The organism is Streptococcus suis YS161 (genome assembly GCF_002760245.1).
GTDB lineage: Bacteria > Bacillota > Bacilli > Lactobacillales > Streptococcaceae > Streptococcus > Streptococcus suis_I.
Map to the genome: position 1 here is coordinate 26288 of NZ_ASCA01000050.1, position 19383 is coordinate 45670.

Below are 19383 nucleotides of genomic sequence, written 5' to 3' on the forward strand. Positions count from 1 at the left end.
TATTTTAGTTTTCTGCGTAATATTCCTGACCGTAGCCTTCTACTTCAGCATTGATTTGCCAAGAGATACCAAACTTGTCTGTTACATTACCATAGGCAGGAGACCAAGGAACTGCTTGAAGTTCCATATTGATAGCCGTTGCATCTACGGATAACTTGCTGTATAGTTCCTGCGCTGTCTCAGCATCGTCTGTGATAAGCGCAACTGTAATATTGTCACCTACTGTGTAAGGCATTTCTGGGTTGTTGTCTGACAACATAAACCGTTGACCATTCAAACGAAACTGTGCATTCATCACGTAATTTTCTAGTTCAGCAGGGCAGTCTGGTAAGAAATCTTTAAATAGATTTACTTGCTCAACTGTTGCCCCAAGAGCATTTTTATAAAACTCGATGGCTTCCAAACCATTACCATTAGTAACCAAGTATACTTCCATTGCTTTAAGCATGATGGACCTCCAAAATTATGATGGTTTATTATATCACGAGTTAGTTATACGGACAAATTTTTCGACTTATTTCTGACTAAATGTAAAATTAGTAATCTCCACCTGGTACACCAAAATATTCTTCCAAGGTCAAGCCTGAATTGTAAATATCTGTCGCTTCTTGACCAATATATCGCACATGCCAGGATTCTGCCATATAGCCTGTGCTAGACTCTTTTCCTGGAAGATAGCGGACAATAAAGCCATATAGATGTGCATTCGTAGCCAACCACTGAGAAGCATTAGGCTCTTCTAATAAATTACCACTTGTATCCAATAAATCAAAGGCTAATCCTGTCTGATGTTCACTATATCCCGCTCTTGCAGAATACCTATCTGCCGCTGCTTGTTCTTCCTGATTTACATAAGACTGGTAGAGACTTGCCTGAGTTTCATAGGAACGAAATCCACTATAGTTATTGGAGATACCAAATCCTAGCGCCTGCATATCTGCTATTAATCGTTGAAAAGCTGCTAAGGCTTCAGGATTTTCGCCCGGTGCATAATCAGCTGCAAGCGGATGCTTTTTATTTGCGATAATCACTTCTCCATATTTTCCTTGTACACTATAATAGGAACCGTTAAAATTTACCTGAGTCTCTGTACTTGTTACTTCTTGATTCGTTTCCGCCGATGTAGAGCTGCTTGTTGACTGCTCCGAAGTTGTTGAAGCAGACTGACTTGAAGTAGTCGAAACAACTGTTGACGAATTTTTTGTAGTATTGGCCTGATTTGTATTTTGATGACATGCTGCTAGTAACAGTATTGTCGGCAAGCATAATAGAATAGTACGTTTCATTATCATCACCCCGTTCTCTTATAATTATGTCTATTGTAGCACAATCATAAAACTCCGTCTAATAACGGCTTATGATTTTAACTACTATTGATATTTTTAGTGTTCATTGAATTTCTCTCGATTCTTTTCCTTCAAGTAGTGGTATTCACGATAACATACATGTCATAAATAGAAACGGGAGTGGGAAAGAACTCGACCAAAATAAAAAGAGTTCGTCAACAAGTCTTTATTTCTAGTTGTTGAGCTGAAACAGTCTATTCCCAGACTGTTTCACTCCCACCCCCGCATAGCTCCAACAGTCAGAGTAGTGACTGTTGGAGGTTGGAAATGAAGCGAACTCTGTTCGCATCAGTCGTAATGGCCATATTTGGAGTGCAAAACACGAATTGCTGAGATTTGCTTCGCAAATACTATCTCCAACCTTTAACAGTCCACTGGACTGTTAAACCCAATCAACCACTGCGCTGAGATATTGACACGAACTCTGAGTAGTGGTCCTGGGCTTTTTGCCCAGCCTCAGACATATATGATGTTAAATAGTCGTATTCACAAGTAAAGTGATTCATATACAAATAGTTTTTGAGGAAATACTGACTGTATTTTGAAAAATTAGTATTAGCTAGAGATACTGAACTGTAAGTACAACTAGATACCTCATTAGTAGTTTCTAAACAAACATTATTGTTGATTTTTAGATGACATACCGTTTTTTGTGATGTCTTCTACCTTCACATCCGGTTTATTATTTAGCACTCCTAAAAATACAAGAATACTAAGGATGATACAAATCGTCTGCTCGATTTGGTTTAAGGTACGACTACATTCAATATTAAAATAACAAAATAGGACATTATCAACGAGCATCAATACTAACGAAATGAGTCCAATCCAAAACATATGTTTTTTTAAACGATTCTTTATTTGTTTCATATCTATACTCCTTTTTGATGTATAAAAATACATTTTAACATAAATAAACCGTTAATTCAAAAAAATATGGGATAAAAAATATGATAAAGCAATCGAAATTTGACTGAACAGATTAAATATATCAGCACAATAAAACGGGTGATGATACCGAGTTGATAGAAACTACATATCATCATCCGTTTGTCAGCTGTAGGGAGAAAGAAATTTTATCCGATTAGCTTGATGTCCGTTCTTCTCATTGTTTACCCTGCAATAAACAATGAGAAGAAACTTGTACCAACCATATCCGCAAGAGCATGCCCTAAGAAATATGGCAATAAATTATCATTTTTCCTTGTGTACATGTAGTAATAGAAAAGACCGAAGGCTACCCCAATAACAAGAGCAGATACCATTCCTTGATAGGTATGGAAAGATATACGGACAATTGTTGAAAAGAGTAAGACCAGCGAACGCTTTTTCTTATCTGTACTCAACAATAAGCCTAAGAAAAAGAACTCTTCATAGAAGCCATTAAACAAGGAATAGATAACTGTACTGTAGTCAACAGCTAGGAAACGGTTGAGCACTGTCATGATATTCCAGTCATAGTAAGGCAAGTATCCGAGGAAATTATACCCACCAGACAGATCTGGAATATATGAAAAAGCTGTAAATGCCAAATCGCTAATCAGACCAGCACCGATGAAAATCAGTGGTCCCCAGAGCAAAACTCTCCACTCTAATTTTACTTTTAGCTGCTTGAAATCATAATTCCGAATCAATAAATACACCAGGGCAAACAGGAATAATTTTCCTTGATTAGCTAGAGCCCACCAATTATCGGCTGGACTAAACGACAGAACTCCTGTTTCAACGGTTTCTGTTGCGGAAAATGATGCTATCCATTGCATGGTTGAGGTATAAATAGCGTTACCACATAAAATCATTGTGATAATAATCAAGTCTATCCAAGTGAGTTCTTTTAAGGGCTTTATTGGACGAATGCGTCTCAGTAAGCTTTTCACTTTTTCCTCCTTATAGTGTATTTTTTATTACAAATATACGAAAAATTTTATAGAATTTTTAAAACATTCTATAGTAAGTCTAATAATTCTTGATAGCTACTGATTGTATAGGTTGGAACTGCCTTACTATTATTTATCATATGAGTCGGATTGTACCAAACAGTATCCATGCCAGCATTATTGCCGCCTTGAATATCTGCTGTCAAACTGTCTCCAATCATTAAGGCTTGGTCAAACTGAAAACCTGAAATCTGCTCTGCTATTTTTTCATAAAAATCAGCCGCAGGCTTTTGCGTCCCCATCTGCTCAGAAATAAATACTTCTTTAAAATACGATTGAATCGGTGAGTGAAGCAAGCGATTTTCCTGTATATAGGTCACGCCGTTGGTCGCTGCATAAATCTGGTAGCCTCGGTGTGTCAATTCCTGCAAAAGCTTATCTGCACCTGTAAAAATTTGTCCCTGCCGCCCAATAAATTCTTGGTAGCGCAAGGCCATCTCCCTTCCATCAACTTGCCGACCAAAGTGGGCAAAGGTTCTAGAAAATCGCGTATCAATCAACTCTTTTTTAGTAATAAGACCTTTTTCTAAGTCCTTCCACATGCCTTGATTTAGAGGGCGATAGACATCTTTAAAAGCTTGAATATCTTCAACCTCCATAGCTGTCAAAAACTGGGTTAAGGCTACTTCTTCTCCACGGCTAAAATCAAGAAGAGTATGGTCAAGATCAAAGAGTAAGTGTTTGTATTGCAAGATGATAAGTCCTTTCTAAGCAGAAACTACTGAAACGATGTCAGGCAGTATATCTAAAGTATACCACAGTTTCTAAAAAAATAGCTCCGTGTCCTAGGCTCTATTATACTGTTTTTCAGATTTCATACTCTTTAAAACGTTGTCAACTTGCCTCGATGAGTGAAAAGCTCCTGTGGAGCTTTTTAGCCTGTTGCCTTGAAATAAGAAAGCAACAGAGTTCTATCATCGGCTTCGTTTCCTAGTCTACTTTTGATTTTCGAAGAGTATGAATAAAAAAAATACAACACATTTAATGCATTGTATTTTAATCACTATCTATATTTCCAGAAAATTAGCCACCGCTTCTTTTTTTCTAGAAATGGGTAACATACGATCAATAAGTCCACTCTGTAACAGAGGTGCAATGTTTTTTATATATTCTTTTTCCTTATTTCTTCTGATACCCATCTTAACTTCTTCGTGCAAAACTTCAAAAGCTAAGATAAGATTTTGACTACGTAGTATCTCATCATTCATACCGAAATATAATGGATTTTTTCTTAATTGGTATAAATGCTGGGCACATCTTATCAGCATAGAAAATGATTCACCGATATACAAGACACACCGTTCACCATCAACTTTCTGAAGTGAAATTTGGTATACCCCTCCCTTGATGGCTTTTATAACATCATTTTGAAAAAATTGTACCTGAAGATTCATCCCTACTCTTCCTTACTTATCGGTGCTAAGCTTGCCAAGACTTTTTTGAGGCCCATTTCTGGGAAATTGATTTTGAGTTCTTGATTGCTGCCTGAACCTGATACTTCAAGAACAGTTCCACGACCCCATTTCTTGTGGACTGCGATGTCACCAACTGACCAGTTGGTGCCTGAGCTTGACGATTGGTTGCTTGATGCGAAGGGCATACTGCCTCCGAGCTTGACGGATGGTTGTACGGATGCTTTTCGACTTTGCATGGCTTGTTGCAAACTCATGCCTTGTCCAAACTGTGTCGCTCTGCCATTGACATAAGAAGCCTTAAAGCTAGTATTGGCTGGACGAGCAAGGCCTTGATAATCAAGCAAGTCACTGGAAATTTCGCGGATAAAGCGGCTTGGTTGGTTGTAGTTGGTGCGACCGAAAAGGAGTCGAGAATTGGCATTGGTCAGGTAAAGAGTCTGCTCAGCACGGGTGATTCCTACGTAAGCCAAACGACGTTCTTCTTCCAATTCGTCCTCTTCTTCTGCTGCACGACTAAGTGGGAAGACATTTTCCTCCATACCAATCAAGAAGACAACAGGAAATTCCAGCCCTTTGGCTGCGTGGAGGGTCATAAGAGTCACTTCTGAAGATTCTGTATCGCCATCATCTGTGTCAGCAATCAGTGCCAAATCAAGCAGGAAGCGTGTCAAGCGATCCAGACCTGTCTCTTCTTCCTCAACATCCTTTTCATCAAAGTTTTTGGTAACAGATAGGAATTCCTGGATGTTTTCAATGCGGGCATTTGCTTCCAGCGTATTTTGTGCTGCAAGGGCATCGATGTAGCCTGTTTGGTGCAATACTGCCTCGACTACTTGGGTAACCGTCAAATTGTCTAATTGATTGCGAAGATTATAGAGGAGATTGGCTAGGTCAAAGACTGCCTGTGCTGCCTTACCTTTAATCGGCGATAACATAATATCCTGAGAAGCTTCTAGCAAGGACATGCTGTGGCTGGTCGCAAAATCACGGAGTTTGTCAACCGTACCAGGTCCAACGCCACGTTTTGGCTCATTGACAATCCGTTCATAGGAGATATTATCCGATGGATTTGCGATGATATTCAAATAAGAAATCACATCCCGGATTTCCTTACGGCTGTAGAACTTGGTGCCTCCAACCATGGTATAAGGGATATTGGACTTGAGCAGGGCTTCTTCAATGGTACGGGATTGGGCATTGGTACGATAGAGAACTGCAAAATCCTTATAAGCCTTGCCTTCTCGGTACAACTGGTCAATCTGCCCTGCGACAAAAATCGCCTCATCATTCTCATCTCTGGCACGATAGTAAGTAATCAAATCCCCTTGGGCATTCTGTGTCCAGAGTTTTTTGGGACGTCGATTGCGGTTGTTTTCGATGACCTCATTGGCAGCCTGCAAGACGTTCTTGGTCGAACGATAGTTTTCCTCCAAAAGCACAACCTTGCTCTCTGGATAGTCCTTTTCAAAGTCCAGGATATTTTGCATATCCGCACCACGCCAACCATAGATAGACTGGTCCGCATCACCGACCACGCAGATATTCTTGAAACGTGATGCCAGGAGCTTGACCAATTGGTACTGGGCATGGTTGGTATCCTGATACTCATCGACATGGATATACTGGAATTTCTGCTGGTAATAGGTCAGGACATCTGGATTTTGGTCAAAAAGGCGGAGCGTCAACATGATTAAATCATCAAAGTCAACGGCTTCTGACTGTCTTAGTTCCTTTTGATAAGCCGTGTAGCATTTAGCAACAATCTGCGTGTATAGGTCGCCTGCCTGCGCTTCAAATGCCTTGTCATCAATCAAGTCGTTTTTGGCATTGGAAATGGTTCCCAGGATAGAACGTTCACTCCACTTTTTCGGATCTAGATTGAGACTTTTTAAAATCCGTTTCATGAGGCTACGTTGCTCGCCTGGATCGACAATGGTAAAATTGCGATTATAACCAATATGGTCAGCATCCCGACGCAAAATCCGCACACACATGGAGTGGAAGGTAGCAATCAAACAGTCTTGCGTAGCAGGATTGAGGGCGTAGGCCCGCTCCTTCATCTCACGCGCCGCCTTGTTTGTAAAGGTAATAGCCAAAATATTCCAAGGATTGACCATTTTCTCATCAATCAAGTAGGCAATGCGGTGTGTTAAGACTCGCGTCTTACCTGAACCGGCACCTGCCATAATCAAGAGCGGACCTTCAGTTGTCTGCACCGCTTCCGCCTGTCTATCATTCATTCCGTTTAATAATGGGTTCATTTTCTCATACTTTCTTAGAACATGTATTACAAGTGGAGTGCTTTTAAATAAGAGATAGTTTTTCGCTAATCAAGGCAGTTTTTTGAAGGAATACCAACTGTATCGTCATTTAGTTTTTCTTTTATTACTTCGACGTACGAGAAAACTTCGTTTCCCTATTTCCAACTTCAAACACTCCACTGGAGTGTTTGAACTCGCCTTGCCTGATTGAAACAGTCTGGGGGACTGTTTCAAGTCAATGTCTAGAAACAAGAAAGCATTGAGTTATGCCTGCGGCTGTTGATGCGAACTTTGTTCGCTTTATTTCCAACCTCCAACTATCTACCAGATAGTTGGAGCGAGTACTAAAAGTAAACTAAAAGACTATATTTTGAAAAAACTAACGATGAGTAGCTGAAAAACTAGCCTTAGATAGAAGTACTACACTGTGAATACAGGTTCGTTATAATCATTCTCTCCATTATACCAAAAAATCACTCGATAAGCAGTTGCAATGTGATAGATGGCGAGCAAAAAAGCCCAGAGTCATCTCTGAGCTTTTGTATTCAATTAATTATTCAGCACCCAAGGCAGCTACTGTGATGTAGTTGTAAGGTTTGTTGAAGTGTGGCAAGAAGAACAAGTCTGTCAATGCCAATTTTTCGATTGTTACGCCTTCTTGGATTGCCAATGAGAAGAGGTGGATACCCAATGAGATGTCTTCACGAGCAGCCATTTGCGCACCAAGGATACGACGTGAATCTTTATCGTAAACAATCTTGATTGTAACTGGGAAGTTACCATGCTCCATGAATTCTGGTTTTTGGTTGTCTGTTACTTCAGTAACAGCAGCGTTCAAACCAAGACGAGTAGCTTTTTCAAGTGTCAAACCTGTTGATACAAGGTTAAGACCATAGATAGAGATACCGTTAGAACCTTGTACACCGATACCTTCAAGGTCAGTGCCACAGATGTTGTGAGCTGCTACGATACCAGTACGTACTGCGTTTGAAGCCAAAGCGATGTAGCTTGTGTCGCCAGTAGCGTTGTCGTAGATAGTTGCACAGTCACCGATAGCATAAACGCCTGGGATTGAAGTTTCTTGGCGTTTGTTTACAAGGAAGGCACCATTACGGAAGCGCTCAATTCCTTCACCTGCAAATGCAGTGTTTGGACGGAAACCAACAGCCAAGATAACCATGTCAACATCGTATTCATTCTTGTCAGTGATGATTTTCTCAACTTTGCCATCACCAGCAACTTCTTGAACAGTTTCGCCAAAGGCAAGTTGAATACCATGCTCTTCCAAGTTTTTAGCCATAAGGTCTGACAAGTCGCGGTCATAGTACCCAGCCAAACATGTATCTACAACGTCGATAAGGATAACTTCTTTACCTTTACGTTGGAATGCTTCTGCAAGCTCAACACCGATGTAACCAGCACCAACTACTGCTACGCGGTTGATGTCTTTGTTTTTCAATTTTTCAATAACATCTGCTGAGTTTTGGTACAATTTTACGAATTGCAAGTTTTCAAGAGTTGCTTCAAATTCAAGAGAACCTTCTTTGATTTCAGCTCCTTTGATTGGTGGCAAGATAGGTTGTGAACCAGTTGCGAAAAGAAGTTTTTCAAATGATTCAACATGTTCTTGACCATTTACAAGTGCAGTAACTGTTTTTGCATCGTAGTCAATATTTGTAACAGGTGACTCCATGTATACTGTCGCGCCCAAGCTCTCCAACTCTTCTTTGTTTGAGTAGAAAAGTCCTTCAGGACCGCCAATTTGCTCACCAATCCACAAAGCCATACCACAACCCAAGAATGAAATATTTGAGTTTTGGTCAAATACAACGATTTCGTTTTCTTGACCATAATTTGTCAACATAGTTTTGATTGCGGCAGTACCAGCATGGTTAGCACCGACAACAACGATTTTAGCCATAATGTGAAATCTCACTTTCGAAAATATATTTTTTTACAAAGTCTATTATACACTAAAAATGATACCGATTACAAAATTTTTGCTCAGAATATCACATTTTTTTCAAAAAGTTTTTGAAATGCTATTTTCTTTAAACAATGTAAAGATATATAAAAGCAAAAAACCTAGATTTCTCTAGGTTTCTCTTAACGTACTTGTTCAAAACGCAGATGTACAATAATCTTATCGCCATAGCCGTTACGTTCCAAATCACGTTGCAAGCGATAGGAAATGTAATGCTCAGCAATAGAAATATACCCTGCATCTAAAAGACGGTGTTCAACTTGCGACTGAACCATGCTAATCGTTGGTCGCTCTGTATGAGCTTCTTCCAAGTCAAGCACTACTTTCTTTGTGACCTGAGCAAGATTTTTCCGCCAAGTTTCATCAATGACATAGACTGTCTGTGCAGCTTTAATGATGGCTTGGTAGATTTTATCTGGGTCAAATTCAACTATCTCTCCACTACGTTTAATGACTTGCATAAAAGCTCCTTTCTGGTTTTCAGTAAACCCTTTCATACTTACATTATCTAGGTTTTTGTGTATTTTGTCAAGTATTCTTTTTCATAAATTTTGCCTTGGCTTATTTTCGCTGAAAGCCCTTTAGTATGATATAATGGACCTATTAAAATGAAATAAGGAGAAAATCATGACAAACGCAATGCCTAAACGTCAAGAAATTGATGTGCAATTAACCTGGGATACGGACATTTTATTTCCGACCCCTGACAACTACAAAGAAAATTTAGCAGCCTACGCTAAGCAAGTGACAGCTTTCGAATCGAATTACAAAGGAAAGCTAACTGATAAGGATACCATCGTTTCCGCCTTAACAGAATACGAAAAAATCGTTATTCTTGATAGCAGACTTTCCCACTATGCCTTCCTTCCTTTGGAAGTCGATAAGATGAATACTGAATTGGCGAGCCTGGCCAACGAATACGACCTCGTTTCTGCCAAGGCACGTCCTCAACGAGATTTCCTCTATTCAGAACTTGGGCAATTAGATGAAGCCTTTCTTCTTGAATTAAAAGAAGAACAACCACAATGGGCTGCTTTCTTCGATGCTATTTTACGAGACAAGCCGCATCAACTACACCCACTTCAAGAAGAACTTCTCTCAAACTTCGCCCCAACTTTTGGTCAACCATACAACAACTACGGTGTGACCAAGTTTGAAGATATGACCTTTGACAACTTCGAGGCAAATGGCGAAACGCTCGGCAATAGCTATGTGCTCTTTGAAAATGATTATGAACTCAGCCACGATACAGAAATCCGTCGCAATTCTGCTGCTGGTTTCTATTCAACCTTGAAGAAATACAAGAATACAACTGCTGCGACTTACTTGTCTCATATCAAAAACGAACAAATTGAAGCTCGTTTGCGTGGTTTTGACAGCACAATTGATTTCCTCTTACATCGTCAAAACGTATCACGTGATCTCTTTGACCGTCAAATTGATGTTATCATGAAGGAATTAGCTCCTCACATGCGTCGCTATGTCAAACTGGTTGCCAAGGCTCATGGATTGGACAAGATCACACACGCTGACTTGAAAATCAGTTTGCCTTCTGAATACAATCAACGCATTACTCCAGAAGAATCCAAACAATTCTTGATTGACTGCTTGGGCCTTCTTGGAGAAGATTATGTGAAAATGATTGAACAATCATTTGATGAGCGTTGGATTGACTTTGCTCAAAACGAAGGTAAGGCTACTGGTGGCTTCTGTGCTACTCTTTACGATGGACCATCCTATATCCTACTTTCATGGACAGGTTTGATGAACGAGGTCTTGGTATTAGCTCACGAATTGGGACATGCTGGTCATTTCCAATTAGCTAAGAAACAAAGCGTCCTCAGCTACGATCCATCCCTTTACTTCATCGAGGCACCTTCTACTGCTAATGAAGTCCTAACATGTAACACCCTTTTGAAAAACAACCAAGACCCTGGCTTCCAAGCTTACTTGATTAGCGAGTTGATCAGCCGTACTTACTTCCACAACATGGTCACTCACTTGCTTGAAGCAGCCTTCCAACGTGAAGTCTACACTCGTTTGGACAATGAAGAATACCTCAATGGTGATATTCTCTGCCAAATCAAGTTGGATGTCATCAAGGAATTCTGGGGTGAAGACTTTGAAATCGGTGACGATGCAGGTCTTATCTGGATGCGTCAACCGCACTACTACATTGGTTTGTATCCATATACCTACTCAGCTGGTTTGACCATCGGTACGGCTATGGCGAAACAATTGGAAGAAAAGCCTGAAGAAGTTGTTGAAAAATGGTTGGAAACCTTGTCACTCGGTGCAAGTCTTTCTGCCCAAGACCTTGCTAAGCACGCAGGTGTTGATGTTTCGACTGACCAGCCACTCAAAGAAACCATCGCCTATGTCGGTTCCTTGGTTGATAAATTGGAAACACTTATCTAAGACAAATAAAAGACTTGAACTTATTTGTTCAGGTCTTTTTGTCTATTCTTTCTTGATACCAATTTTTGATATAGGTCAATTCATCCTGACTTAAAAAATGTCCCTTGTCAAAACGAGCTAGGTTGGCTCTGGGAAAAGCTGACGCTTGCCAGTCATCTACAAGATTTTTAAGAGCGACTTGGTCGACGAGTTGGTCATTCTGCCCCAGTGTAAACAATATCTCTGCTCTGCTATTTTCCATAGGAAATGCATAATCTAAGGCTGAGGGATGGAGCAAGATATAATTGTCCGCCAGGTTTGACTGTTTGGTCAACAAGCCCATGATAAAATTTGCACTGTTTGAAAAGCCAACGAAGGTAACCTGCTGGTAGGGCTGATTGTCTAAGTCCTGCCAAAAATCCAGAAAAGCCGACAAGCGCATTTCAAAATCGACAAGATCCAGCTGACCGTCAATGAGAGGTGCAAAGAAACGCCTTTCCCTGCCTTGACCCCAACTTCCATCCAAGGAAAGGACAGAAGCTTTTGGATCCAGCTGTTGGTGGAGAAAGAGCATGGATTCCTTGTTACCACCTGTTCCGTGGAAAAAGACCAAAAGACGGGGACTGGTCCCTTTGACAAAGCGATAATCCATACTTCATTTCTCCTAATAACGTTGGGAGAGAGTTTTTTCAATTTCCTGTCTGTCTTCTTCAAAGAAACTTGGCAAAAATAGGTCTACCTGATCCAACTCTTCATTCTGAGCTGGCATTTCCGATTCGCGCTCACCAGTCATGGTTGCCACCTCAAACATAAGGTAATTTGGCGCGCGGAAGTACAAGGAATGAATGAAATCTCGATTAATGATACCAGAATGTGGACGATTGATGAGATTTAAGCGACTAATCAGGTCTTCCAAGTCGGACTCATCTAAGACACCAAATGCGATATGATGAATGGCCCCGACTCCCATCACGCTGATTGGCGACTCTTGGTCAAGTATCAAATATAGCCGATGCTGGAAGGTGTTATCAAAGAGCAGAGAAATCACTAAATTATCTTCAAAAACAAATCGATCTTCCTCGACGAAACCAAAAGTCTCTGTCAGTAAAGATAACAATTCCTTTTCTTCACGAATCCGCATATGTAGACTGGCTATGCCAAGAATAGCGTATTCCAACGGAATTTCATCTGTTTCATGTGGAAACAGTTCACCGACCGATTCATGGTAAGTCAAGCCAAGTAGCTGACCATCTTCATCTTGGAAATTCAGAATATGCCCATTTCCAAAAGCCTGAATTCCTTCGTTTTCCACTTCAAACTCTGTCAGTCTTTTCTACCAAAATTCTAATGCCTCAAAATTTTTTACCAGAAAAACAGTTCTTTCCAAACGATTGGTTCCGTTTCGATGATTGGGATGGTTAGGCATATCAAAAATGGTGTATTCCGTTCCAAAACGACCATCATCATCACCAAAAAAAAGATGATACATGCTTGAATCTTCTTGATTGACAGTTTTCAAGGTCAATTTTAAGCCGAGAATATGATGATAAAAATGATAGGCTTGATGAATATTTCCTACCAAGCTTGAAATGTGATGAATACCTGTATTGTTCATAGCTTTACCTCGTTATTTAATATGAATGTATTTTATCGCTAATTAGTTATATGTTCAAGTGAAATGCACAAAGAAAACACCTGAATGACATCAAGTGCTTCTTGGAGATTATATGAAAAAGATGGTTTTATTATAAAACTACTAGCTTAAATAAAGTTAAAAGAATAAAAATAATGAAGATACTCTAGACATGTAATAAGAATTTCCTCTTCAAATTCAACTCTCTAGATGGCTAGCTGAAACAGTTCCCTGAACAGGCTTCGCTTTCGCATTTCTTGGCTCGGGTCTTCTATGGTCACTTTCGTATTTCTTGGTGACCAGCTGAAACAGTTCCCCGAACTGTTTCACTCCCCCAGACATTGTTCGCTCTCTTATTTCAAGGCTCACGTTAAAATAGTCACTCCCCTGACTATTTTAATAATCCGGTCTTACGACTCCTGTCACAGTGGCTTTGGTCGCTTCGTAGTCGCCGTCAACGACAACTTTGATAATACGTTTGGCATCTTCTTCTGGGCATGGAACCAACGGCAAGCGGAGTGGACCAACTTCAAATCCAAGGTAATTAAGAACCGCCTTAACTGGTGCAGGACTTGGATATGAGAAGAGGGCATTGACTTTCGGAATGAACTTGCGTTGAATAGCGGCTGCTGTTCGAATATCTTGTTGTTCGATGGCTGTAAACATTTCATACATCTCATCACCATTCGTGTGAGATGCAACAGAAATCACACCATCTGCTCCCAAGTTCATTGCATGGAAAGCATCGCCATCCTCACCTGTATAAATCAAGAAGTCTTCTGGTTTATGCTCAATTAGGTAAGCCATGTTGGCAAGGCTTGTACACTCTTTAACACCGATGATGTTTGGATGCTCAGCCAAACGTAACATGGTTTCTGGCGTCATTTCGACCACGACACGACCTGGAATATTGTAGATAATGATTGGCAAATCAGAAGCATCCGCAATAGCCTTGAAGTGTTGGTACATACCTTCTTGAGAAGGTTTGTTGTAATAAGGTACAATGGCAAGACCTGCCGCAAATCCACCGAAAGCCGCAACTTCCTTAGCAAACTCAATCGAATCGCGCGTATCGTTTGTACCAATACCTGCAATCAATGGAACGCGACCGTTGACAATTTTTTGCACAGCACCAAATAGTTCCAGTTCTTCCTCGTGAGTCAAAGTTGGACTTTCGGCAGTTGTTCCTGCTAATAAAATTCCTTCCGTATGATGAGCCAATAAATGCTCAACCAACTCTGGCAACACATCATAGTTAATTGCACCATCTTCTTTAAAGGGCGTAATCATAGCCGTAATAATTTTTACATCACGCAAATCTTGAATAGACATATCTCAACCTTTCTACAACTGAATGCCACAATCAAATCATCAAAAGCCAAGCCCTTAGCATCTAAGCTTTTAATTTTTTGAAAATACGATAGCTATTGACAAAGAAAATCATACTCACTGCTAGGAATGCGAGAGCGACTCCAGTAGCACCCACTAAAGAATAAATCCAGTAAATAAAGCGTGGGAGGAGTTTTTCTCCACCTGTTTCTTCCCAAACTAACAAATCTTGCCTGATAATGAATCCATAGACAGCAACTACAAGACCCAAAACGGTACTGAAGAAAATTTGCACCTTTGGGCGTTGCCCCATTTTCTTAGCAATGTTATCATTCATTTTTCAATCTCCTAAACCTAGTCCTTATTTCAACTCAAATTTCAATTCTGCTGTTGGACGAACAAGACCACGTTCATGGAGAGTTTCAGCGATTTGAACTGAGTTCCAAGCTGCACCCTTTAGTAAGTTGTCAGAAACAACCCACATGTGGATACCATTGTCCTTATCCAAATCCTTACGGATACGACCGACAAAGGTATCGCGGCTACCAACTGCATTGACAGCTTGTGGATAGACTTGGTTTGCCACATCATCTTCCAAAACTGCGCCTGGGAAAGCTGCAATGGCTGCTTTTACCTCATCAATTGGAGCAATTTCTTTTGTTTCAATGTAAACAGACTCTGAGTGAGCTGACAAGACTGGAATACGGACGCAGGTTGCAGAAACAGCAATACTATCGTCTTCCATAATTTTCTTGGTTTCTTTTGTCATCTTCATCTCTTCATAAGTATAGTCATTTTCAGTGAAGAGATCGATTTGAGGAATAGCGTTAAAGCCGATTGGATAGTGTTTCTTATCACCACCAGAAGGAAGAATGTTTGCCTCTACCGCTTTTGGTGCCACGCCATCATTCAAGACTGCACGCAATTGAGCTTGTGTTTCTAAGATAGCTCCCATACCAGCACCAGAAACTGCCTGATAAGTCGAAACGATGATGCGCTCCAAGCCCCACTTCTGACGGACAGGTTCAAGCGCGACCATCATTTGAATAGTTGAACAGTTAGGGCAGGCGATGATACCATTGTGATTATCAAGCGCGTGAGCATTCACCTCAGGAACAACCAAAGGTACATCTGGATTTTGACGGAAATAAGAGGTGTTATCAACAACAACTGCACCAGCTTTCACAGCATAAGGAGCGTACTTGGCAGATGTAGAGCCACCAGCTGAGAAGAGGGCAATATCCACGCCTTCAAAAGCTGTTTCTGTTGTTTCTTCAATGACAATATCCTGCCCCTTAAACTGCAAGGTCTTGCCTGCTGAACGAGCAGAAGCAAGGAAACGCACTTTCTCGATTGGAAGTGTTGACTCTTCCAACATTTTAATCATTTGGGCACCAACTGCACCAGTCGCACCAACAACAGCTACTACATAAGCCATAAAAAATCTCCTTTAGATCAATTCTTCAAAATTTTCTAAAAATTTGTTATTTCATAATTATACCATAATTTTATAAAATGAAAAGACTGGAATACAAAAAAAGCCCACCTAAAAGGTGGGCAAGGGCATCGTTTCCGATGAGGTTAGAAGGTTCACAGCATCTAACCAAGGTCCGCTCCTGCGCTTCAATCTAATGAAGACCTCCCTAGCGTCGAAGGGAGTGGGAAAGAACTCAACCAATCAACTTAGAGTTCGTCTTCCCACCCCCCGCACAGTTGATTAGGTCAGATTTGGAGTATAAAATACGAACAAATCTGCCAATCAACCACTGCGCTGAGATGTTGACACGAACTCTGAGAAGTGTGCTGAACCTTAATCCCACCACTACTCGGCTCATCGCATGAATCTATTCTACCATAATCTCAAGGATTTGCAAGCCTGATTACTCCAGTCGTTCTTGAATACTCACTTGTACTCTATCACCAGCCTGTTTTCCAATAGCCGCTCGAATAGCCTTTTGAACGCCAATAATGTAACAGATATTACCTGTTTCATCCTTGATTCCCATATTGACAATGGAGCCATCATAGGGATGACCATCAAATCTGGCATGTACCTTTACCCTCCCCTTGCCAAACTCTTCTCGTATATCATAGGGAAATATGACATAGGCTCCGCCCTTATCTGGAACAGGGTGGATAGTTGCTACAAATTCATATACTTTAGACAAGATTCCTCCTAAATGTACTTACTAGCTTCACGAATGGATAAGCCTGCCATTTGGGAACTGTACTTTTTTAGAAAAGCCCGTACCCAGTCAGGATTGGTCTTGGAATAATCTCGCAAACTCCAGCCAATCGCCTTGTTAATGAAAAATTCAATCTGATTGAGATTGTTGACCAAAATCTTCTCAAGAAGTTCCGTATCCGTCTTTTCTTTTTGGAGAAGCTGGTGGTCAATGGCAATCCGTCTCAACCAGAAATCATCATCCAAACTCCATTCCAAGATTGTCTGCTTGGCCTCTGGATTGTCCAAAACAATCTTACCTACTAATTTATCCAGACCGTCAATACTATCCCACCATGACTTTGTTTGGGCTAGCTTTTTTAAGCGGGGCAGGTCGGCTAAGACCAGATCTTTTTTCTTAGTAACCAGGTAATCAATAGCGATATACTGAAACTCGCGGTAGGGTTTAACCCAACAAGCCTCTACAAATTTCCAATCAATTCCCTGATCCTTAAAATCTTTGAAAAATTGCTTGGCAACTGTTTTGCGGTCAGGTGTCCGAACACCCAAAAAGTCAAAGTTGTTTTTCATGTAGGCTTTCATCGGTTGGGCTTGACTAGCATCTGCTACTAGTAATAATCGTTTTTCTAATTCATCAATCTTCATTTTGCTTACCTACAAGAGACTTTTGGAGCCAGACAATATCATGCCAGGTATCGAATTTGTAGCCAACTTTCTTGAAATGAGCTACCTGTTCATAGCCCCTCTTCTCATGGAGGGCTATAGAGGCTGGATTGGGCAGTGCGATACAGGCTAAGAGATTTTTAAAACCACGCGCTGTCAGTTCCCTTTCCAAAGCATTGTAGAGAAGAGTTCCAATGCCTTTTCCGCGCGCTTCTTGCTTGATATATACGGATAATTCCACCGTCCAATCGTAAGCCGCACGGGCATAGTAGGTTGATGCATACGCATATCCCACAACCCGCCCTTCTTCTTCTGCGACAAGATAGGGAAATTTCTCCAAGGTCTTTTTAATCCGACTAGCAAAGTCTGCCACAGTCGGCACTTCTGTCTCAAATGTAATGGCTGTAGTTTCAACATAAGGAGCGTAGACAGCCACCAAATCTGCAGCATCCTCTATCTGAGCTGACCGAATGTTTATCATCTAGTTCTCCAACAATTCTCTGTCATAAATAGTATAATCACAACGGTAGATAATCAACCGCTTGCCATCAATTAAGAGTTCAGAAGTCTTAGGTGCATCAGATGCATAAAGAGACACTTTATCACCTACATAAGTAGCAAGCGGGGTTCCGTTTTGCGAACGAATCAAAACCACCTTTGCCTTGCCTGTAAAATCATTTTTCAAGCTAGAAACCATCCGATTAACCAAGGGAATAGAACGATCATAATTGGCCACATCAACAGTAGTCTGGTACTTAGCATAGAGATCCTCTAGCCCTTCTTCAGAGGCAATCAAGGATGAGCCTACATGGTCAATTTCGTAATTCCCAAGTGTGACTTTCAAAACAGACGAATCCGCATTGGAATAGCCTTCGGCATCCACCGAGTCAAATTCCTGATTCCGCGAAATCGAAAGGGAGTTGCCAGACATTTCATCTATCAATTGAGAATTTTCATCGTATGTCCGTACCGTCATCTCCAAACCAATCCATTCTTCCTTGGTATTCTTCCACCAATTCGCAATGGACTGACAGGCAGATAGAGATAACAAACTCACCAATAAAACAGCAGCAACTGCAATCTTTTTATTCCATTTCATAGAAAACCTCCAATGGTTGATACCTTATTGTAACATGTTATACAGTAAATACCAAAATTACTTGCAGATAACAATTTTATCCCAGAAAATAGTCTGGCATGCTTTATGAAAGCTATTTTATAAAAGAAAGAGGAAACATAAAATAAATATCAATAAGTTCATTTCAAACTTTCTTTATAATCAATTGACTTTTTGTACAAAAAGGGTTACATTTAATTTGATATATTAACAAGGAGGTACTCTTATGAAATTGCTTGGAAAAGTTGCCCTGATTACAGGTGCAGCATTTGGACTTGGAAAAGGAATTGCGGAAGTCTATGTAAAAAACGGGGCTAAAATATGTATGATAGATCAGGACGAAGCTGTCGAGAAAACTGCACAAGAATTGCGAGAAAAGTATCATGCAGATATCATTACACATATAGCTGATGTTCGTGAAATAACACAATTACAAGAGGCTGTAAATAAAACGATTGCTGCATTTGGTTCTCTACATATAGCCTGTTGCAATGCTGGAGTCTGTCGATTGGCTCCATTTGAAGAATTTTCAGAAGAAATGAGAGATTTCCATATCGATGTAAATATCAAGGGTGTCTGGAATACTTGCCAAGTCGCCATTAAGGAAATGCTAAAAGGAAACGGAGGTAGTATTGTCATTGCTTCCTCAGTAACAGGAGATATTGTGGCAGATCCTGGAGAAGCAGCTTATGCCATGACAAAGGCTGCAACAGTAGGTTTAACTAAATGCTTAGCGGTTGAATATGCTCAAAAAAATATTCGTGTGAACTGTACACAATTAGGCTACGCACGTACTCCAATGGTAGAACAAATGGCTTTAGAGTCTAATCCTGAAAACCCCGAGCAAATCATCGAGGGAATTGCAAAGGCAGTCCCAATGAAACGACTAGCAGATCCTAAAGAAGTTGGAGAATTATTTGCTTTTCTTGGCAGCGATGAAAGTAGTTATATAACAGGAGCCCAAATTGTCATTGATGGAGGGGCTACTCTGCCAGAGACTGTTGATATGGGTGTCTAACGCACAGTGTAATTAAAAAGGAGAATAATAAGATGAGTCCTCATCAAGTTATTCTCCTTTTAGGTTATAAAAAACCGCCCATTACGGACGGTCATAGT

Annotated in this window: 21 protein-coding genes; 2 read left to right on the forward strand and 19 right to left on the reverse strand. The window is 40.5% G+C overall.

The annotated features are described in order from the left end of the window. Positions 1-4 precede the first annotated feature (4 nt). The 9 genes from SST111_RS06725 to SST111_RS06770 all read right to left on the reverse strand — a co-directional run bounded on the left by SST111_RS06725 (position 5) and on the right by SST111_RS06770 (position 9404). Complete coding sequence (locus tag SST111_RS06725; RefSeq protein WP_002935466.1) at positions 5-448, reverse strand: VOC family protein; 444 nt, start codon at positions 446-448, stop codon at positions 5-7. An 88-nt stretch (positions 449-536) separates the two neighbouring features. Further along, positions 537-1292 carry an LD-carboxypeptidase LdcB/DacB gene (gene ldcB, locus SST111_RS06730; RefSeq protein WP_099810446.1) on the reverse strand — a complete coding sequence of 252 codons (756 nt, stop codon included), beginning with the start codon at positions 1290-1292 and terminating at the stop codon, positions 537-539. A 672-nt stretch (positions 1293-1964) separates the two neighbouring features. Further along, positions 1965-2216, reverse strand: a complete 252-nt coding sequence (locus SST111_RS06740) for a phage holin (protein WP_024415899.1) — start codon at positions 2214-2216, stop codon at positions 1965-1967. A gap of 242 nt (positions 2217-2458) precedes the next feature. Beyond that, on the reverse strand, positions 2459-3223 hold the full coding sequence (locus SST111_RS06745) for a CPBP family intramembrane glutamic endopeptidase (RefSeq protein WP_099810448.1): 765 nt from the start codon (positions 3221-3223) through the stop codon (positions 2459-2461). A 68-nt stretch (positions 3224-3291) separates the two neighbouring features. After that, positions 3292-3975 carry a YjjG family noncanonical pyrimidine nucleotidase gene (locus tag SST111_RS06750; RefSeq protein ID WP_099810449.1) on the reverse strand — a complete coding sequence of 228 codons (684 nt, stop codon included), beginning with the start codon at positions 3973-3975 and terminating at the stop codon, positions 3292-3294. Positions 3976-4290: 315 nt separating this feature from the next. Next, positions 4291-4677: a hypothetical protein gene (locus SST111_RS06755; protein WP_099810450.1), complete on the reverse strand. Its 387-nt coding sequence runs from the start codon at positions 4675-4677 to the stop codon at positions 4291-4293. Between the two features lie 2 nt (positions 4678-4679). Further along, positions 4680-6959, reverse strand: a complete 2280-nt coding sequence (pcrA, locus tag SST111_RS06760; protein ID WP_099810451.1) for a DNA helicase PcrA — start codon at positions 6957-6959, stop codon at positions 4680-4682. A 553-nt stretch (positions 6960-7512) separates the two neighbouring features. Next, complete coding sequence (gene nox / locus SST111_RS06765; protein ID WP_024378535.1) at positions 7513-8880, reverse strand: H2O-forming NADH oxidase; 1368 nt, start codon at positions 8878-8880, stop codon at positions 7513-7515. 185 nt (positions 8881-9065) lie between these two features. Beyond that, on the reverse strand, positions 9066-9404 hold the full coding sequence (locus tag SST111_RS06770) for an ATP cone domain-containing protein (RefSeq protein ID WP_002935455.1): 339 nt from the start codon (positions 9402-9404) through the stop codon (positions 9066-9068). Positions 9405-9570: 166 nt separating this feature from the next. On the opposite strand from SST111_RS06770, the gene pepF reads away from it, so the two are divergent. Next, on the forward strand, positions 9571-11361 hold the full coding sequence (gene pepF, locus SST111_RS06775) for an oligoendopeptidase F (protein WP_099810452.1): 1791 nt from the start codon (positions 9571-9573) through the stop codon (positions 11359-11361). Between the two features lie 28 nt (positions 11362-11389). Here pepF and SST111_RS06780 read toward each other — a convergent pair whose 3' ends face one another. The 10 genes from SST111_RS06780 to SST111_RS06820 all read right to left on the reverse strand — a co-directional run bounded on the left by SST111_RS06780 (position 11390) and on the right by SST111_RS06820 (position 18249). Then, positions 11390-11992: an alpha/beta hydrolase gene (locus tag SST111_RS06780; RefSeq protein WP_029180536.1), complete on the reverse strand. Its 603-nt coding sequence runs from the start codon at positions 11990-11992 to the stop codon at positions 11390-11392. Positions 11993-12004: 12 nt separating this feature from the next. Then, a complete protein-coding gene (locus tag SST111_RS06785) occupies positions 12005-12652 on the reverse strand; it encodes a hypothetical protein (protein ID WP_257211801.1) in 648 nt (215 codons plus the stop codon). 21 nt (positions 12653-12673) lie between these two features. Continuing rightward, a complete protein-coding gene (locus SST111_RS12425) occupies positions 12674-12955 on the reverse strand; it encodes a VOC family protein (RefSeq protein ID WP_226960989.1) in 282 nt (93 codons plus the stop codon). 414 nt (positions 12956-13369) lie between these two features. After that, positions 13370-14305, reverse strand: coding sequence for a 4-hydroxy-tetrahydrodipicolinate synthase (dapA, locus tag SST111_RS06790; protein WP_099810453.1), 936 nt, complete (start codon positions 14303-14305; stop codon positions 13370-13372). A gap of 61 nt (positions 14306-14366) precedes the next feature. Then, positions 14367-14639 carry a hypothetical protein gene (locus tag SST111_RS06795; RefSeq protein ID WP_024398888.1) on the reverse strand — a complete coding sequence of 91 codons (273 nt, stop codon included), beginning with the start codon at positions 14637-14639 and terminating at the stop codon, positions 14367-14369. A 24-nt stretch (positions 14640-14663) separates the two neighbouring features. After that, on the reverse strand, positions 14664-15740 hold the full coding sequence (locus SST111_RS06800; protein ID WP_099810454.1) for an aspartate-semialdehyde dehydrogenase: 1077 nt from the start codon (positions 15738-15740) through the stop codon (positions 14664-14666). 442 nt (positions 15741-16182) lie between these two features. After that, positions 16183-16470, reverse strand: a complete 288-nt coding sequence (locus SST111_RS06805) for a DUF1905 domain-containing protein (RefSeq protein WP_099810455.1) — start codon at positions 16468-16470, stop codon at positions 16183-16185. 8 nt (positions 16471-16478) lie between these two features. Next, positions 16479-17132, reverse strand: a complete 654-nt coding sequence (locus SST111_RS06810) for a DNA alkylation repair protein (RefSeq protein WP_099810456.1) — start codon at positions 17130-17132, stop codon at positions 16479-16481. After that, a complete protein-coding gene (locus SST111_RS06815; protein WP_099810457.1) occupies positions 17122-17631 on the reverse strand; it encodes a GNAT family N-acetyltransferase in 510 nt (169 codons plus the stop codon). Before SST111_RS06815 ends, SST111_RS06810 begins: the two co-directional genes overlap by 11 nt. Next, positions 17632-18249: a DUF5052 family protein gene (locus tag SST111_RS06820; protein ID WP_099810458.1), complete on the reverse strand. Its 618-nt coding sequence runs from the start codon at positions 18247-18249 to the stop codon at positions 17632-17634. Positions 18250-18493: 244 nt separating this feature from the next. Here SST111_RS06820 and ucpA point away from each other — a divergent pair, with 244 nt between their 5' ends. Then, the gene (ucpA, locus tag SST111_RS06825; protein ID WP_024418760.1) at positions 18494-19285 is read left to right on the forward strand and encodes an SDR family oxidoreductase UcpA; all 792 of its coding nucleotides are present in this window, start codon (positions 18494-18496) and stop codon (positions 19283-19285) included. Positions 19286-19383: the final 98 nt, after the last annotated feature.

What these genes read in the sequence shown, in the direction of transcription:
- SST111_RS06725 (WP_002935466.1), bottom strand. Translation starts at nt 448, where the DNA reads ATGCTTAAAGCAATGGAAGTATACTTGGTTACTAATGGTAATGGTTTG.
- ldcB (WP_099810446.1), bottom strand. Translation starts at nt 1,292, where the DNA reads ATGATAATGAAACGTACTATTCTATTATGCTTGCCGACAATACTGTTA.
- SST111_RS06740 (WP_024415899.1), bottom strand. Translation starts at nt 2,216, where the DNA reads ATGAAACAAATAAAGAATCGTTTAAAAAAACATATGTTTTGGATTGGA.
- SST111_RS06755 (WP_099810450.1), bottom strand. Translation starts at nt 4,677, where the DNA reads ATGAATCTTCAGGTACAATTTTTTCAAAATGATGTTATAAAAGCCATC.
- pcrA (WP_099810451.1), bottom strand. Translation starts at nt 6,959, where the DNA reads ATGAACCCATTATTAAACGGAATGAATGATAGACAGGCGGAAGCGGTG.
- nox (WP_024378535.1), bottom strand. Translation starts at nt 8,880, where the DNA reads ATGGCTAAAATCGTTGTTGTCGGTGCTAACCATGCTGGTACTGCCGCA.
- SST111_RS06770 (WP_002935455.1), bottom strand. Translation starts at nt 9,404, where the DNA reads ATGCAAGTCATTAAACGTAGTGGAGAGATAGTTGAATTTGACCCAGAT.
- pepF (WP_099810452.1), top strand. Translation starts at nt 9,571, where the DNA reads ATGACAAACGCAATGCCTAAACGTCAAGAAATTGATGTGCAATTAACC.
- SST111_RS06780 (WP_029180536.1), bottom strand. Translation starts at nt 11,992, where the DNA reads ATGGATTATCGCTTTGTCAAAGGGACCAGTCCCCGTCTTTTGGTCTTT.
- SST111_RS12425 (WP_226960989.1), bottom strand. Translation starts at nt 12,955, where the DNA reads ATGAACAATACAGGTATTCATCACATTTCAAGCTTGGTAGGAAATATT.
- dapA (WP_099810453.1), bottom strand. Translation starts at nt 14,305, where the DNA reads ATGTCTATTCAAGATTTGCGTGATGTAAAAATTATTACGGCTATGATT.
- SST111_RS06795 (WP_024398888.1), bottom strand. Translation starts at nt 14,639, where the DNA reads ATGAATGATAACATTGCTAAGAAAATGGGGCAACGCCCAAAGGTGCAA.
- SST111_RS06800 (WP_099810454.1), bottom strand. Translation starts at nt 15,740, where the DNA reads ATGGCTTATGTAGTAGCTGTTGTTGGTGCGACTGGTGCAGTTGGTGCC.
- SST111_RS06810 (WP_099810456.1), bottom strand. Translation starts at nt 17,132, where the DNA reads ATGAAGATTGATGAATTAGAAAAACGATTATTACTAGTAGCAGATGCT.
- SST111_RS06815 (WP_099810457.1), bottom strand. Translation starts at nt 17,631, where the DNA reads ATGATAAACATTCGGTCAGCTCAGATAGAGGATGCTGCAGATTTGGTG.
- SST111_RS06820 (WP_099810458.1), bottom strand. Translation starts at nt 18,249, where the DNA reads ATGAAATGGAATAAAAAGATTGCAGTTGCTGCTGTTTTATTGGTGAGT.
- ucpA (WP_024418760.1), top strand. Translation starts at nt 18,494, where the DNA reads ATGAAATTGCTTGGAAAAGTTGCCCTGATTACAGGTGCAGCATTTGGA.